Source organism: Lelliottia wanjuensis (assembly GCF_030238365.1).
Lineage (GTDB): Bacteria > Pseudomonadota > Gammaproteobacteria > Enterobacterales > Enterobacteriaceae > Enterobacter > Enterobacter wanjuensis.
Window position 1 is genome coordinate 1 of sequence record NZ_JASSOT010000047.1, and the last position, 14614, is coordinate 14614.

The 14614-nt window shown below is 50.8% G+C and carries 15 protein-coding genes; 3 read left to right on the top strand and 12 right to left on the bottom strand.

All coding sequences use genetic code 11. The annotated features are described in order from the left end of the window. Nucleotides 1–530 precede the first annotated feature (530 nt). The 8 genes from QQF33_RS03520 to QQF33_RS03555 all read right to left on the bottom strand — a co-directional run bounded on the left by QQF33_RS03520 (nucleotide 531) and on the right by QQF33_RS03555 (nucleotide 5969). Nucleotides 531–788 (bottom strand): hypothetical protein, encoded by a 258-nt coding sequence (locus QQF33_RS03520; RefSeq protein ID WP_285148242.1) that lies wholly within the window; start codon nucleotides 786–788, stop codon nucleotides 531–533. A 35-nt stretch (nucleotides 789–823) separates the two neighbouring features. Continuing rightward, on the bottom strand, nucleotides 824–1258 hold the full coding sequence (locus QQF33_RS03525) for a hypothetical protein (RefSeq protein WP_285148241.1): 435 nt from the start codon (nucleotides 1256–1258) through the stop codon (nucleotides 824–826). 38 nt (nucleotides 1259–1296) lie between these two features. Beyond that, nucleotides 1297–1545 (bottom strand): hypothetical protein, encoded by a 249-nt coding sequence (locus QQF33_RS03530; protein WP_285148239.1) that lies wholly within the window; start codon nucleotides 1543–1545, stop codon nucleotides 1297–1299. Further along, nucleotides 1542–1793, bottom strand: coding sequence for a hypothetical protein (locus QQF33_RS03535; protein WP_285148238.1), 252 nt, complete (start codon nucleotides 1791–1793; stop codon nucleotides 1542–1544). The genes QQF33_RS03530 and QQF33_RS03535 overlap by 4 nt, the downstream gene beginning before the upstream one ends. Beyond that, nucleotides 1793–2269 (bottom strand): DUF2778 domain-containing protein, encoded by a 477-nt coding sequence (locus QQF33_RS03540; RefSeq protein WP_285148237.1) that lies wholly within the window; start codon nucleotides 2267–2269, stop codon nucleotides 1793–1795. Before QQF33_RS03540 ends, QQF33_RS03535 begins: the two co-directional genes overlap by 1 nt. Then, complete coding sequence (locus QQF33_RS03545) at nucleotides 2266–2748, bottom strand: Hcp family type VI secretion system effector (RefSeq protein WP_229237645.1); 483 nt, start codon at nucleotides 2746–2748, stop codon at nucleotides 2266–2268. The genes QQF33_RS03540 and QQF33_RS03545 overlap by 4 nt, the downstream gene beginning before the upstream one ends. A gap of 805 nt (nucleotides 2749–3553) precedes the next feature. Beyond that, entirely contained in the window at nucleotides 3554–5338 is a 1785-nt protein-coding gene (locus tag QQF33_RS03550) for an AIPR family protein (RefSeq protein ID WP_285157390.1), read from the bottom strand. A 331-nt stretch (nucleotides 5339–5669) separates the two neighbouring features. After that, on the bottom strand, nucleotides 5670–5969 hold the full coding sequence (locus QQF33_RS03555; protein ID WP_285157391.1) for a DUF1889 family protein: 300 nt from the start codon (nucleotides 5967–5969) through the stop codon (nucleotides 5670–5672). 296 nt (nucleotides 5970–6265) lie between these two features. On the opposite strand from QQF33_RS03555, the gene QQF33_RS03560 reads away from it, so the two are divergent. After that, on the top strand, nucleotides 6266–7435 hold the full coding sequence (locus tag QQF33_RS03560; protein WP_285157392.1) for a coiled-coil domain-containing protein: 1170 nt from the start codon (nucleotides 6266–6268) through the stop codon (nucleotides 7433–7435). On the opposite strand, the gene QQF33_RS03565 is transcribed toward QQF33_RS03560, so the two are convergent. Beyond that, complete coding sequence (locus QQF33_RS03565; protein ID WP_285157393.1) at nucleotides 7436–8200, bottom strand: siderophore-interacting protein; 765 nt, start codon at nucleotides 8198–8200, stop codon at nucleotides 7436–7438. 235 nt (nucleotides 8201–8435) lie between these two features. On the opposite strand from QQF33_RS03565, the gene QQF33_RS03570 reads away from it, so the two are divergent. After that, nucleotides 8436–8984 (top strand): PadR family transcriptional regulator, encoded by a 549-nt coding sequence (locus QQF33_RS03570; RefSeq protein ID WP_285145557.1) that lies wholly within the window; start codon nucleotides 8436–8438, stop codon nucleotides 8982–8984. On the opposite strand, the gene QQF33_RS03575 is transcribed toward QQF33_RS03570, so the two are convergent. Together QQF33_RS03575 and QQF33_RS03580 are read right to left on the bottom strand one after the other, a co-directional pair. Next, entirely contained in the window at nucleotides 8981–10540 is a 1560-nt protein-coding gene (locus QQF33_RS03575) for a methyl-accepting chemotaxis protein (RefSeq protein WP_285148229.1), read from the bottom strand. The genes QQF33_RS03570 and QQF33_RS03575 overlap by 4 nt on opposite strands. A gap of 230 nt (nucleotides 10541–10770) precedes the next feature. After that, nucleotides 10771–12291, bottom strand: coding sequence for a methyl-accepting chemotaxis protein (locus QQF33_RS03580; RefSeq protein WP_285157394.1), 1521 nt, complete (start codon nucleotides 12289–12291; stop codon nucleotides 10771–10773). Between the two features lie 435 nt (nucleotides 12292–12726). Between QQF33_RS03580 and ygjG the strand changes: the two genes are divergently transcribed. Next, a complete protein-coding gene (ygjG, locus tag QQF33_RS03585; RefSeq protein ID WP_282494259.1) occupies nucleotides 12727–14106 on the top strand; it encodes a putrescine aminotransferase in 1380 nt (459 codons plus the stop codon). A 68-nt stretch (nucleotides 14107–14174) separates the two neighbouring features. Here ygjG and QQF33_RS03590 read toward each other — a convergent pair whose 3' ends face one another. Then, nucleotides 14175–14507 carry a tRNA-binding protein gene (locus tag QQF33_RS03590; RefSeq protein WP_285148226.1) on the bottom strand — a complete coding sequence of 111 codons (333 nt, stop codon included), beginning with the start codon at nucleotides 14505–14507 and terminating at the stop codon, nucleotides 14175–14177. Between the last annotated feature and the right edge of the window lie 107 nt (nucleotides 14508–14614).

The following is a 14614-nucleotide window of genomic DNA, read 5'->3' on the forward strand; positions in this document are numbered from 1 at the left end:
CTGGCATTCCTGAGGCGCTCAAACTCTTCTGCAGCGGCCATACGCAGAGGGGTGTAAATCTGTCCCTCCAGATCAATTAGCTGCCTGTGGGCAGGCATGGCCGTATGATTCTTGCCAATAACCACACTATCCACCAGCTGAGAGACGCGGACACGGAATGCAAGCTGATCCGCTGGTGGCATCCATTCATCAGAGATAAAGCTATTCAGGAGCTCTGCGCGCGCCTATATGCGCTCAACAGAGGATAGCTCACCGTTAACGGCATTATCAGCAAGGCGCTGGCGGTATGCCTCTATTGATTCATTATTTTTCGCGGTTTGATTCATCGTTTTCATCCTGGCATTTCTAAGCCTCACAAACTGCGAATTCGCAGTTTATAAACACGCGTAAAGACAGACACAGCAATGCTTTCACGATACTTTTTTCTAAGATTTAAATTTGCGAATTCGCAGTTTAAAACCTTAGGAAATCTTAGGGGAAAATTGCGAATTCGCAGAGGGGGTAAGGGCCCGTAAACGGGCCTTGCTGAATCACCTGATAATCTTTTCACCGAGAAAAATAGCGATACCGGCAACCAGCGCGTTAAGCACTATGTACATCGTGAAATAGTTATCCTCCACGCGGTCGGGGTAAGGTTCTATCTTCTCCGTCGGGATATAATTCATCAGGTCCGTGACGGCATATTTCAGACTTTCGGCCAGCGGATCGAACATTCCCGAAAGCATCAGCACGAAAGTAATAGCCAGAAACGCCAGCAGGCGCAAAGACCACTTAGCAGGGCGTGACATCGCAACTCCCTGAGGCATTCCCAATCACCGTATTTTTATGGATCCTTTTGCTCCTCTAGCGCCTGGTCTGCCGCGCTCCCAACTTTTTCACATAGTTGTTTGCTGTGGTCCGGACAGTTTTTCTGAGCACGTCTGGCAACCGCCTCTAAATCCCCACTGTCTAGCGTGGTGTCGATGTGATTAAGTACCCAATCACCAAAGGCGGGATTTTTTTTCGCCAGCGCATCGAGCGCCGGCAGCGTGTTCCACTTGTCCACCAGCAGGCGGATCACCGCCTCAGAGTTACCCTCAGCTATGCTCCCGTCGTCGCATTGCCCGTAATGGCTGTAGTTCTCGCTAACCGCCTGCCAGCTGCTGAGACTATCCACGGCAAGATCTGCCGCCTCGGCATCCGCCGGGGTACAGTCTTTCGCCATGGCGTTACTCATGGCCAGCAGGAAAAGCGCAGCTATTGGGATAATCCGGTTCATATGAAATACGTCCTTACGCCATGAAGTCACGTAGCGAGTTATCTGCGTGATCGTCTCATTGCAACGAATGCCACCAGCCACACCAGCAGGAAGGTTATTGCAGCCCTGCCAAGTATTATCAGATTGTTGTACATGTTATCCCACTCGGCACCGGGAACCGGGCCGGCGATCTTTTCATATAGCGCAAAGAGATCACCAGCAGGGACAAGCGCATACATCAGGATCACCACCACAGCATAAGCAGCGAAAGACAACAGCCACAGCAGAGCAATATGAATAGCTTTCATCTGCCGCCACGTTTCTGCTTTAGCGTGCCTACAACCAATATTAATAAGGCATTAATGAGCACTGACAAGCCTAGTGCTGTGAACATAAACAAATCGTTCCAGTCAGCCTCCGTAATAAATCCTATCGAATTACTGAAGAGCTCAAATAAATATACCTCAGGCAAGAGGAGGTAGAACGCCGCAAAAATGATGAAAAAAGACAAAAACTGTGCGAGCCATAACCCGGCTTGTTTTGCTGGCGTCATCATTAATACACCTGAACTGTGCCGTATGCATAGAGTGAGCCAGATACCAGAAGCTTAGGGGTTTTCATGAGGGCATCTCGCAAGATCAAAAAGTGTGAAGGAGACGGCAACGTAATACACCCGTTGCTTATCCCCTCATAGCCTGCTGGGTGAAGCCTGAAATTTCCTCGTTCTACCGCTTCAATAAACGTGTGGTCGTCAATGCTTCCATCTACGCGGTATAGCGCAAACCATATTGAATGATCGGATCCTGTGTATTTAGTGGCAAATACGTCCTTCACCCGGGTGCCAATGCTTCGAGGTCTGTCCACTATGTAGTATTGACCTGGGGGCAACGGGCCAGCCCCTTTAACTGCAACTGAGGCCGGGTTATTACGATGCTGACCTTCGTTCCCCGAGTACGCGGGGAAGAAACCAATACCAGGGCAACTGAGGTTTGATAAGCCGTTGCCATTCAGCCTGAACGTACACCGGATCATCGTTCGTTCCATGAGTCAGAGAAAATGATATTCCCGTCGCAATGCTTCCAGGTGATTTTGTCGTAGCGGAGGGCGATCCCCTCGAGGTGATTGTGTTTCTCAGTGCTTTCGTTTTTGCAGTTGTGCATTAGCGGGCATACAGAAACGATTTTGACGCCTTCCAGCAGCATATTGAAGTATTCCACCTCCTGGCCTGCATCGTTGATTTTGTACCACTTAAATTCAGCGCTCTTAAGCGTCTGGCCGGTGGCTACGGCCTTGTAAAGATAGGGGCTGGAGTAATCAAACTCCTTTTCAAAATTGAGCGCGCTGTGTACCCGCGTGCCGGTGATCTTGCCCGTATTGTTGTCGGTCGGCAGGAACAAACCGTGACCAAAACCGAGCACCTCTATGCTACCCTCGCGATCCCTTACATCAACCCCGCCCTTAATATCCGCGCCGCCGTCGTCTTTAAGCCATAAATAAGCTGGAATAGCCACTTCATTAATTCCATTTAGTTGAAAAATCAACCAAACCTTACAGCTACTGAATTTGACAAAATGTAATTTTTTATAAGCACAGAAACCTCGATAAATTATTAATATGGATAACTTATATTAATAATCGCACTCAATAAATTAAGCGGGAGGGGTATGGAATCTCTACACGCGCCAACATGCCAGATTGCCTACCCATCAAATTTTCACACCCGTGAAATTAAAAAAAGTAGGCTGCCTCGATGGGTGGGCGGGCGTCGGATTATGAACAAAAAAATGAACAACCCACCATCATCAAAAAATCAGAACTAAATAACAATGAGTTAGGTCGATAATGATGTTGTCAATGAAATCCAAAAAGATAGGCTACCCCTAATGTGTCTGTGCCCTGTGCTGCTGTCTCATACCATTACTTAGTACTGGTCTCATTGAGGCGAAGATCTACCACTATCTTAGTCATGTCCTTAACCACTTTGTTAATTCCGCTGTTCTGGTTCTGCTCTCCATTCTCATTAATCACGAATAGAGAGGACTCAGAGTTAATGGCCCGTGCTGCGTCTGATTTAGCGCTGCTGGCACAATGAGTAAAGCCGGTAGGATGTTTAACGACTTCCCGTTAACGTCCTGCAGTGTACGCATGTTGTAACTTTAATTGTTGAGTTATGTCTTGCCATCATTTTATAATTAGTTATTCTTATGTGTTAGCCTATCTTGGGACATTTAAACATGAAAATATCTAGAGGATATATTTATATCACTTAAATTATATTTATTCTAAAAAATAAAGGGGCTTTCGCCCCTTACTAAATTATATTTTATTATCTATTTTTTTTACGAAAAATTCAAATGGGTTACCACCTGTCATTGATTTCATGAATGGAGCAATAGTTCCGGCTGATCTTATAAATTCTTTTTGAGCCTTTTGAATTTCACCGCTATTTGATAATCGCCCTGTTGTACCAGGCCGCAAGAGAACAACAAGTTTCGAAAATACCTTAAGAAGATTCATCCATAAATCGCATGCCTGATCTTTTGAAACTGTTTTTTTGAATCCAATTTTATATGGTGACAATATTTTAGTTTCTAGTAATGTTTCTAAAAGACCACTCATACCATGTACAGTCATGAAAGCACTTCCTCGCTCATTCAGAAAACCAAGGAGATCTTTTTCATCCTGCATTATCTGACCTTGTTTCTGCTTCTCTTGCAATTCTGATTTGAGTAAATTGGCTGCCTCGTTGAGTGAATAAACAAAAAGAACATGCTGAGCAGAAATGACTTCATTGAAAGCAATTTTGTAATGTTTATCATCCTCCCATATCTGCATCTTATTATGATAACTATCATATGGGCTACCATGCCATGCAGTAAGAGCCTGTGCAGCAGTATGTGATTCAATTTTATTTTTCTTATTCTCGAAAATATGGCCTCTTAAGCCGCCATCATATTCAGCGATCCGTAAAGTTCTAAACTCATCTCTAAGCCTACTCTGAATTGTGTCATGCGCTCTAAAGTCAGATTGAATAACTTTATTTTGACTATTATTGAATCTAGTAATAGAACGAACGGTTTCTTTATTTTCACACTTGATAAATCTTACGCCAACCTCTATTTTAGACAAATCTTCTCGTGGATCTAGCTCCCCTAACGAACCAGTGGTCTGAGCGCCATTCACAATCCCAATGCCGGTAACTGATTTAATTAGTGCATCGTCGACTAATTCAAAATCGTGTACTAAGGCTGTGATGCCATTATTAAAAACGAAGAAATCCTGTGGTGACTCTTTCGCTGAAGATTGTATTCCTGCATTTATAACCTTGTCCGAATCTTTATTGTTAGCTCCCATGAACCCTCGGACGTTTGGATTATACAACCCCCTACTCTCATATTTCCGATAAAGATCGGCCAACCATTGACCGTTAACAGTCGTAATGAAAGTTTTCCAATCAGCGTCATGCATTAAAAAACCTTTTCGAGGCTCACCAAATTCAAATAGATCAGTAACAGCGATCGACTGTGATGATGCACGATAAAAACTGTCTAATGTTTCTAAACCTACTTCTTTAAACTGCAATGCAATGTTTTTACTAACATCACCATATGCATCCAACATAGTTTTAATTCCAGCCACACAGAGCTCCATGTCCTGCTGGATTTGAAGACTCTCAGGGCAGTTATGCACATACCAAACATGAACCGCACGAATGGTGCCTTCTCTTATAGCAGCCCTTGCATCTTTGATATGAGGAGCAACTCCCTCCGGAAGTTTTGCCTCATCTGTTGCCAGCAAAACTGACATAGCGTGCCCCAAATCAGTTCCTTTATTGCCTAAAGCACTTTTCCTAAATCTGCTCGACTCATATGCTTGACAGACGACTATCACACCAAGATCGCGGCTTACAAAAAGCAAATCAATTTTGGCATCACCACCGCCTCCCGTAACAGCGGGTAGCAAAGTCGCAATGGGGTCATCAATACTGAAGCATAACTCCATTCCAAATGCAGCAATTTTATTCTCTTTAAATGGGTCTAGATCGTCTCTTTGTTTTAATGCCAACATAAATTGGCAATCATCGAAATCTTGATACGACATGCGATATGTTATCCTTAGGTTTAAAATGCCAATAAATAATAATTATCGGATGATTCATCATATGAATTATCAACGGAGAGAAGAGGACCTGGATCACATTTTATGAAATGGGTAAAAATATGGATATACAGTGATCAGAAATGGTTAATTTTATTAAATAACAAACTAACTATATAAATAAAACATAACCCATTATAATTTTTTTAAATTAGAACACAATAATCAAAGATCAGTGTTTCAAGTCCAGCCCCTCAACCAAACATCAAGGGCTTACGCCAAAACGTAAGCCCTTAGTCATTTCCAGGATTAACCAATCAGCGTCGTGGACAACTCACACGAGCTCCCGCAATTGCTCCTGCATATAGGCAGAAAAGTATTCAGGGTTCTTGATCACTACGTGGTCGGTTGCGTTAATTTTCTCGGCCCATCCGGCCACTTTCTTCGTAAAGTCGGGATCCCATCCCTCCTGAGCCCCGCGCGCCATCACGTCGCCGGCGCTGGCTGGTGTACCCAACTCTTTCAAATACTTGAATATTCCCTTCGCTGTACTCTCGTCCATCGACTGCGGCACTGACGCGGAAGTGTCCATACCACCAATGAAATCCAATGCTTTCTCAATGACTGTTGGCATACTCTTATCCTTAAAATTAACCTTTAGTAAACAAAGGTTTGCTATGGCCTGAAATTGATCGGAAATTCAAAGAGATTGTCACGGTACCGGAAACCACATCACACACCCTTGAGCACTTCCGATACATTCCTGAAGCATTGCATAAACCACACCCCCGAACCATTAACCCCCTCACAAACATCTAAAACTAAAGAAATCCCCCGTCGCGCCGATCATCATCCGTGTGTATTATTTCCTGTAGCTCTTACCACAACTAACCTTAACTCAAATACTTAAGCGCTAAAGCGAAAGGCATCATGAGCACACCGATCAAGCGGCTAGAAATTATTAAAAATGCCATTGAACTGGAAGATGACGACATCATCGACAGCCAGCTGGCACGGCTGAAAAGTGAAGCGTATGACGATGAGCTACAGGCGATCGTCGCGGCGCTTGAGAATAAAAATTACACCGCAGCGATAAAAGCCATCACCGCCTGGTTGCAGAGTCAGCGCTCGCTGACGCAGTGGCGCGATCCGCAGGTGGCCGCCAGCAAGCTGGAGCTGCGAGCGCTGGAAGAGCGTCTGCGCGATCTGATTGACCGCCGCAACGCCCGCGTTCAGCAGCTCGATGAGTTCAACGATCTCTATTTCTCCCGCCTCGGCCCTTTGATGTCGCAAATCCTTCAGTTGCGTAAAACGCTGGCGGAGCTGAATCTGCGCCGTCAGCAGGCGGAGGCGCGTCGTCGCGAAGAGGACTATCGTCGCTGCCAGCAATACATGGCGCAGGCCGTCGAAGTGCTGACGACGCTCACCCAGCGCTGGCGCGCGCTGCCCGCCGATTCGGTGCAGGCTGCCGACGCGCGTAAACATCTGCAGCAGCAGAGCGATCTGATTGCCAATCTGCTGGCCGAAGCGCAAGAGCTCGAAATGGGCTTAACGCGCGAAGAAGAACCGGCGCGTCAGGCGCGGGATGAAGCCAACGAAGAGTACGAGAAATACCGCGAGCAGCACCACGATGCCGAAGTGCGTCTGCGCAAAGGCAAGGACTTGTCGGAAGAGGATCAGAACGAGCTGAAACGGCTCTGGCGTCAGGCCAGCAAGCTCTGCCATCCGGATCTGGTGGCGGACGATCTGAAAGAAGAAGCCAACACCATGATGGTGCAGCTCAATCAGGCCAAACAGCGCGGCGATGTGAAAGCTATCCGTTCACTGGTGGCGCGTCTGCAGCAGGGCTTTGAACCGCTGATGGCAAGCGACCGCCTGAACGATCTGGAACGTATTCGCAAAAAGATGGCGCAGGTACGCGAGCAAATCGACACATTAGTGAACGAGCTGGCGGAGCTGGAAAAAGAGGAGTCCTGGCTGTTGGTCTCCTCGCTGAGCAATATGGAGTCCTATTTTGCCCAGCAGGAGAAAGCGCTGCATGACGTACGCGCTGCGCTCGAAAATCAGGTGAACGAAGCGCAGCTCGACGAAGTGGCTTAATTACTTCGCGTGCCAGTACGCGCTGGCACGCACTAGCTGCGGGTCAATCGCGTCAGTCTCAAACTGGCGGCTCAGGTTTTTGACCACCTTCCCTTCCCCGGTTAGCCAGATAAAGTAATCTTCGGCAGGCACACTCACTTCAGCCAAACGATCCGCCACCGCCTGCTCGCTGTGCCCGACAATCCAGGTGATGTTGAAATCACTCAGATGCGCCAGATAGTCCTTGTAAGATTCTTCACCGACGGTCACCACCGCGCGGATCTCCGGGCGAACCGGCAGTTGCGCGATCGCCTCCAGTCGACGACGCAGCGCAGGCATCCCGGACTCATCACACACATACAGCTGCCACGCATAATCTTCCGGCACTACCAGCGATCCGCGCGGGCCGCCGATGGTCAGCTTATCGCCCTCTTTCGCCTGCACCGCCCACTGGCTTGCGACACCGCCATCGTGCACGAAGAAATCGAGCACCAGTTCGTGGCGATCGCCGTCGTACAGCGGCGTGTAGTCACGCGCCATCGGGCGCACGCCGTCGCCCCAGTCGATGCCTTCGTCGGTCACCACCGGCGGGACAAAAGTTGCGCCCGGAGCCGGGAAAAAGACTTTGGTATGGTCGTCAAAACCCTGTGAGCTGAAGCCCTCCAGCGCCTCGCCGCCTAAGACGATGCGTTGAAAGCCAGCAGTGACACGCTCAACGCGGAGCACGGTCAGCTCGCGAAAGCGCAGTTCATTGCGTACACGTTGTGGGTAGCGGGTTGATGTCATTTTTCTGCCTTCGTGATGTGAATACGATATATCTAAATAAATTTTAAATGATAATGATTGCTAACAAAGGAGATTGCAAGTCTTTTTTTGATATACAGAAGCCAGCACATTCCAGAGCATAAAAATCAAAAATAAAACCAATAATTTCAATCAACTAAAATATATACAAAAAACAGCATTGCTAAAAAGAGAGATTTAGATATAAATTAGATATATCAAATTAAGGAGAAAACCTATGCGACATTCACACGACGATTTCGATCGCGGCCACCATCATCATGGCCGCGGCGGAGAGCACCACGGCGGGGGCGGCGGGCGCCGTCAGCGCTTCTTCGGCCACGGCGAATTACGCCTGGTGATTCTGGAGATCCTGACCCGCAACGCCAGCCACGGCTATGAGCTGATCAAAGAGATTGAGAGCATGACCCAGGGGAATTACACCCCCAGTCCTGGCGTGATCTACCCGACCCTCGATTTCCTGCAGGATCAGGCATTTATTACCATTTCGGAAGAAGAAGGCGGGCGCAGGAAGATTGCAATCACCGTGGCCGGGCAGCAGTGGCTGGACGAAAATCAGGAACATCTGGAGCACATTCAGGCGCGTATTACCGCGCGCTGCGTCGGCTTCCAGCTGCGTAAAAACCCGCAGATGAAGCGCGCTCTGGATAACTTTAAAGCGGTTCTGGACCTGAAAGTGAATCAGGGAGAGTTAAGCGACGCGCAGCTCAAACAGATCATCGGCGTGATCGACCGCGCGGCGCTGGATATCTCCCAGCTGGATTAAGCCAGCGCATCCTCGCTCACGCGGAACACTTTGACTAACTCTTTCAGGTGCATGGCCTGATCGTTAAGCGACGCCGCCGCCGCAACCGACTCCTCCACCAGCGCAGAGTTCTGCTGGGTGGTGGAGTCAATCAGGCCAATCGCGCTGTTAATCTGCGAGATGCCCTGCGTCTGCTCGTGGCTGGCCTGGCGGATCTCCTGCAAAATCACATCCATCTCTTCGACATTTCCGACCATACCGTTAATCAGCCCGCTGGCTTTTTCGACCAGGGTCATCCCGTCCTGCGCCTGGAGGGTTGAGTTTTCGATCAACTGGCGGATTTCGCGGGCTGAGGAGGCACTTTTTTGCGCCAGCTGGCGTACTTCACCCGCCACCACCGCAAAACCTCGTCCGTGCTCACCGGCGCGCGCGGCCTCAACCGCCGCATTGAGTGCCAGAATATTGGTCTGGAAGGCAATGGTGTCGATCAGGTTGATGATGTCCGACATACGATGAGTCGTGTCATTAATCAGGCGCATTTTCTGCGTCACCTGCATCATCATCTCGCCATTGTTTTTGACCGCACTCGCGGCATCGGCGGACAAATTCGTCGCGTCTCCCGTATGGGCAGCCGTGTTTTTCACCGTCACGGTGATCTGCTCCATCGAGGCCGCCGTCTGCTCCACGGAGCTGGCCTGCGCTTCAGTGCGCGCCGCCAGATCCTGATTCCCCGCCACAATTTGCGCCGCCGCGCTGGAGATGTTTTCAGAGCCGGACTGCACCCGCTGCACAATATCCAGCAGGCGGGTTTTCATCTCCATCAGCGCAGAGAGCAGCTGCCCGGTCTCGTCCTGGCTGTGAGTGGTGATGTTGCGAGTCAGATCGCCGTCGGCAATGGCTTTGGCAAACGAGACCGCCTCGCCCAGCGGACGAGTAATGGAACGCACGATCAACCAGCCGATCGCACTGCCGATCACCACGCTAAACGCGGTCAGGGTCATCATCCACATACGGTTGCTACTCGAATCCTCCTCCACCAGCGCGCCTGCGTTTTGCATCTCGGTATTTTGTACCGCGATCAACTCCTGCACTTTGTCTTTGTAAGTCTGCTGCACCTCGACGGTTTTGGTCATCATCTCCCGAATCGCCCCCTCCCGGTCGTGGTTTTGCACCGCTTTGAGAATGCGAAAACGGGAATCCAGATACTGCTGACGTACGTCGCGAAACTCCGCCAGGATCTGTACGGATTTAGGATCGTGCAGAGTATTCGTCAATTCTTTATAAATGACGCTGATATGCGCGCTGATCTCTTTCAGGCGCTCCTGCGACTGCCCGGTATATTGGCCTTTCTCGTCGAGCAGCATCAGTTGCTGGATGCTGACAAATTCCTGGAATGAATCAATTAATTCATTGGCTTTAACCGTCGCGGGATAATCATGGGTGAGAATGGATTTCATCTCATTATTTCCCCGGCTCAACCCCACGAGCGACAGGCTGGCGCTCAGCACCATCAACACCATTAAAAAGCCAAAACCCAAAAATAATTTTTTCCCGATCTTCACGTTATGCAAGAACATCGCTGCACCATTAATGTGGTTATTTCTTAGATACTCAGCGTTATCGGATATTGGCGCGGTAACTTTATTAATAGAATAAATAATTTCACCAACACTATTACAATATATAAGCCACATGAATTAATGATGTTTGGATTTAATTTAATATCAATAAATACCGCTTATTTATTAATAAAAAAGCCCGCTTATTCATGCCGAAATAAGCGGGCTTGTTCCTGAATCTTACTGACTCAGTGGAGAACTGTCACCGCATCTTCAAGACGTCCGGCGCGGTGCTTCACCATCGCCGAGACGCGAGCGCTCTCTTCCACCAGATCGGCGTTTTTCTGCGTGATGTCGTCCAGTTCGGCCACCGCGCGGGTCAGGTCCGACAGCCCGGTCGCCTGCTCGGATGTCGAGTGGCTGATCTGGGCAATCAGGCGCGTCACGTTTTGCACCTGCTCGACAATGTCATCCATGGTGCGCCCGGCGGCGTAAACCTGATCCGACCCCGACTGCACCTTGCTGGCGCTGGCATCGATCAGCTTGCGGATGTCGTTCGCGGCGCTGGCGCTGCGGCTTGCCAGATGGCGCACTTCTCCGGCCACCACGGCAAAGCCTTTACCCTGCTCGCCCGCACGTGCCGCTTCCACCGCCGCGTTGAGCGCCAGGATATTGGTCTGGAAGGCGATGTCGTTGATAAGCTTGGTGATGGAGCCAATGCGCTGGGTACTGTCGGCAATATCATCCATGGTTTTGACGACGGTCTGCATCGCATGACCGCCCTCTGCCGCCGCACCGCTCGCCACAATTGAGAGTTTATCGGCCGCCGCTGCGGTTTCAGAGTTACTCTGCACCGAAGCTGCCATCTGATTCATGGTGCTCACGGTCTGCTGCACATTCGCCACCGTCTGACGGGTGCGGTCGTTGAGATCTTCATTGCCTTTCGCCAGTCGGTCGCTGCCATCGCGCACGCTCACCACCTGGCTGGAGACATCATTGATCAGCCAGCGGCAGATCAGCCCCAGCTGTCCGACCGAACGCAGGGTCAGCCCCAGCTCGTCGCTGCGGTTCAAATGGTCGACGCTGTTGCGCTCGCCGGTCGCCACTTTAAGGGCCTGGCGCGCCACATTCTCTACCGGACGGACGATTTGCTGCTCGAACAGCACGGTGCCCAGCAGCATCACCAGGGCACTCGCGCCCAGTGCGGCCCAGCTCGCATTTGTCGCAATAAGGGTGGCCGCCAGCACCGCAAACAGCACCGCCATCACGCCACGCACCCGCCAGCGCAGCGGCATCGCCGGTAATTTCCCGAGCCAGCCCTTACTCACCACCAGCCCTTTATGGACGCGCTTCTTGCTGCGTCCCTCGTTCAGGGCTTGATAGAGCGGCTCCACCGCCGCGATCTCCTCCGCCGTCGCCCGGGTACGAATCGACATGTAGCCCGTCACCTCACCGCCGCGCACCATCGGCACGGCGTTTGCGCGCACCCAGTAGTGGTCGCCATTCTTACGGCGGTTTTTCACAATCCCGCTCCACGGCTCGCCCTGTTTCAGGGTGTACCACATATCGGCAAAGGCCGCTTTCGGCATATCCGGATGGCGCACCAGGTTGTGCGGCTGGCCCAGCAGTTCATTGAGTTGGTAGCCACTCACTTTCACGAAAGTGTCGTTGGTGTGGGTCATGTGGCTGTGGAGGTCGGTGGTGGACATGAGGGTGGTATCGTCGTTCAGAGGATAGTCATTCTGAGTGACATACGGTTGAGCGGACATGATGGGCATCCCTTGCAGGTTATTTGAATGTTAATTTTGTGGGTTTATCTCTTTTCGGCGGTAAATAATTTATCTTTAGTTGTTAAATCCGATCGAGATCGCAAATTGCAGTTAAACCGCACTTTTTGTACGCATTTCTAATTGATTGATTTCAAATACTTTCATGAAGAAATTACCCACAAAGCCTGACCAGTTAACGCCTCCTTAAGTAGCACGCCTCGCACCACGCCGGTGCAATTGACGTTTTTCCGGGCATCTGCCACGCAATAAAGCCCACCGGCAAAGCTGAGAACCTTCCTTCCGGCACGATTAAATTTTGCGCAACATTATTTTAACCTGGCGTTTATCCCGATTTTCGTTAAGTCACCGGAAGTGGCGTAATCCCTGCAATAATTAATTCAGTATCATGTGATACGCGATCCCCCGGAGCTCATTTTGAACAGGTTACCTTCCAGCGCCTCGGCTCTCGCCTGTACCGCGCACGCACTGAATCTCATCGAAAAGCGAACGCTTGACCATGAGGAGATGAAACAACTTAACCGAGAGGTGATTGACTACTTTAAAGAGCATGTGAATCCAGGGTTTTTAGAGTACCGAAAATCTGTTACCGCTGGCGGGGATTACGGAGCCGTAGAGTGGCAAGCGGGAAGTCTGAATACGCTTGTCGACACCCAGGGACAGGAGTTTATTGATTGCCTGGGTGGTTTTGGAATTTTCAACGTGGGGCACCGTAATCCAACTGTGGTTTCCGCCGTACAGAATCAACTCGCGAAACAACCCCTTCACAGCCAGGAACTGCTCGACCCGCTTCGCGCCATGCTCGCGAAAACGCTGGCGGCCTTAACGCCTGGCAAACTGAAATACAGCTTCTTCTGCAATAGCGGCACGGAATCGGTCGAAGCGGCGCTGAAACTCGCCAAAGCGTACCAGTCGCCGCGCGGCAAATTCACCTTTATTGCCACTACCGGCGCGTTCCACGGCAAATCCCTTGGCGCACTGTCGGCGACGGCAAAATCGACCTTCCGCAAACCCTTTATGCCGCTGCTGCCGGGCTTCCGCCACGTGCCGTTCGGCGATATCAACGCGATGCGCACCGTGCTGACCGAGTGCCGGAAAACCGGTGACGACGTGGCGGCGGTGATCCTCGAGCCGATTCAGGGCGAAGGCGGGGTGATCCTGCCGCCGCAGGGCTATCTGCCTGCGGTGCGTAAGCTGTGCGATGAGTTTGGCGCGCTGCTGATCCTCGACGAAGTGCAAACGGGGATGGGCCGCACCGGCAAGATGTTTGCCTGCGAACACGAGAACGTGCAGCCGGATATTCTCTGTCTGGCGAAAGCTCTCGGCGGCGGCGTGATGCCGATTGGCGCGACCGTTGCCACCGAAGAGGTGTTCTCGGTGCTGTTCGATAATCCGTTCCTGCACACCACGACGTTTGGCGGCAACCCGCTGGCCTGTGCGGCCGCGCTGGCGACCATCAACGTGCTGCTGGAGCAGAACTTACCGGCTCAGGCGGAACAGAAAGGCGATATGTTGCTGGACGGCTTCCTGCAATTAGGCCGTGAATACCCGGACCTGGTGCAGGACGCGCGCGGGAAAGGAATGCTGATGGCCATCGAGTTTGTGGATAACGAAATCGGCTACAACTTCGCGAGCGAGATGTTCCGCCAGCGGGTGTTAGTGGCCGGGACGTTGAACAACTCGAAAACTATTCGTATCGAACCCCCGCTGACGCTGACCATTGAGCAGTGCGAGACCGTGCTGAAAGCGGCCCGTAAGGCGCTGGCGGCGATGAGGGTGAGTGTGGAAGAGGCATAAGTGCCACCATCCGGCCTACGTGAGTGTGGTTTCGTAGGCCGGATAAGCGCAGCGCCATCCGGCATTTTTTAAACGATACGCACGCCTGACGGCATCGCCCGCTCCGCCGTCAACAACACGCTTTCGCTGCCGTCCTCGGTTTCGGCGCATAACAACATGCATTCCGACACTTCCCCGCGCATTTTGGCCTTTTCCAGATTACACAGCACCACCACCGATTTCCCCAGCAGCGCCTCCTCCGTGTAATACGGCACCAGGCTGGTGACGGTCTGCAACTGGCGCTCGCCAATATCAATCTGCACGATGTACAGCTTATCGGCATTCGCGTGGCGCTTAACGTCGATAATTTTCCCGGTGCGCATCTCCAGGCGGGCGAAATCCCCGTACGAAACCTTTTCCATGATAACCCTCAAGTAAATATTTAGTAAAATTATCACAGCATAAGCGGCGCTGGCGATCAATGGATTTTTACTAAACAGGCGGGATTCATTACAATGGCGGCAGACTC

What these genes read in the sequence shown, in the direction of transcription:
- QQF33_RS03530 (WP_285148239.1), bottom strand. Translation starts at nt 1,545, where the DNA reads ATGAAAGCTATTCATATTGCTCTGCTGTGGCTGTTGTCTTTCGCTGCT.
- QQF33_RS03570 (WP_285145557.1), top strand. Translation starts at nt 8,436, where the DNA reads ATGCGACATTCACACGACGATTTCGATCGCGGCCACCATCATCATGGC.
- QQF33_RS03560 (WP_285157392.1), top strand. Translation starts at nt 6,266, where the DNA reads ATGAGCACACCGATCAAGCGGCTAGAAATTATTAAAAATGCCATTGAA.
- QQF33_RS03555 (WP_285157391.1), bottom strand. Translation starts at nt 5,969, where the DNA reads ATGCCAACAGTCATTGAGAAAGCATTGGATTTCATTGGTGGTATGGAC.
- QQF33_RS03575 (WP_285148229.1), bottom strand. Translation starts at nt 10,540, where the DNA reads ATGTTCTTGCATAACGTGAAGATCGGGAAAAAATTATTTTTGGGTTTT.
- QQF33_RS03590 (WP_285148226.1), bottom strand. Translation starts at nt 14,507, where the DNA reads ATGGAAAAGGTTTCGTACGGGGATTTCGCCCGCCTGGAGATGCGCACC.
- QQF33_RS03580 (WP_285157394.1), bottom strand. Translation starts at nt 12,291, where the DNA reads ATGTCCGCTCAACCGTATGTCACTCAGAATGACTATCCTCTGAACGAC.
- QQF33_RS03540 (WP_285148237.1), bottom strand. Translation starts at nt 2,269, where the DNA reads ATGATCCGGTGTACGTTCAGGCTGAATGGCAACGGCTTATCAAACCTC.
- QQF33_RS03520 (WP_285148242.1), bottom strand. Translation starts at nt 788, where the DNA reads ATGTCACGCCCTGCTAAGTGGTCTTTGCGCCTGCTGGCGTTTCTGGCT.
- QQF33_RS03525 (WP_285148241.1), bottom strand. Translation starts at nt 1,258, where the DNA reads ATGAACCGGATTATCCCAATAGCTGCGCTTTTCCTGCTGGCCATGAGT.
- QQF33_RS03565 (WP_285157393.1), bottom strand. Translation starts at nt 8,200, where the DNA reads ATGACATCAACCCGCTACCCACAACGTGTACGCAATGAACTGCGCTTT.
- QQF33_RS03550 (WP_285157390.1), bottom strand. Translation starts at nt 5,338, where the DNA reads ATGTCGTATCAAGATTTCGATGATTGCCAATTTATGTTGGCATTAAAA.
- QQF33_RS03535 (WP_285148238.1), bottom strand. Translation starts at nt 1,793, where the DNA reads ATGATGACGCCAGCAAAACAAGCCGGGTTATGGCTCGCACAGTTTTTG.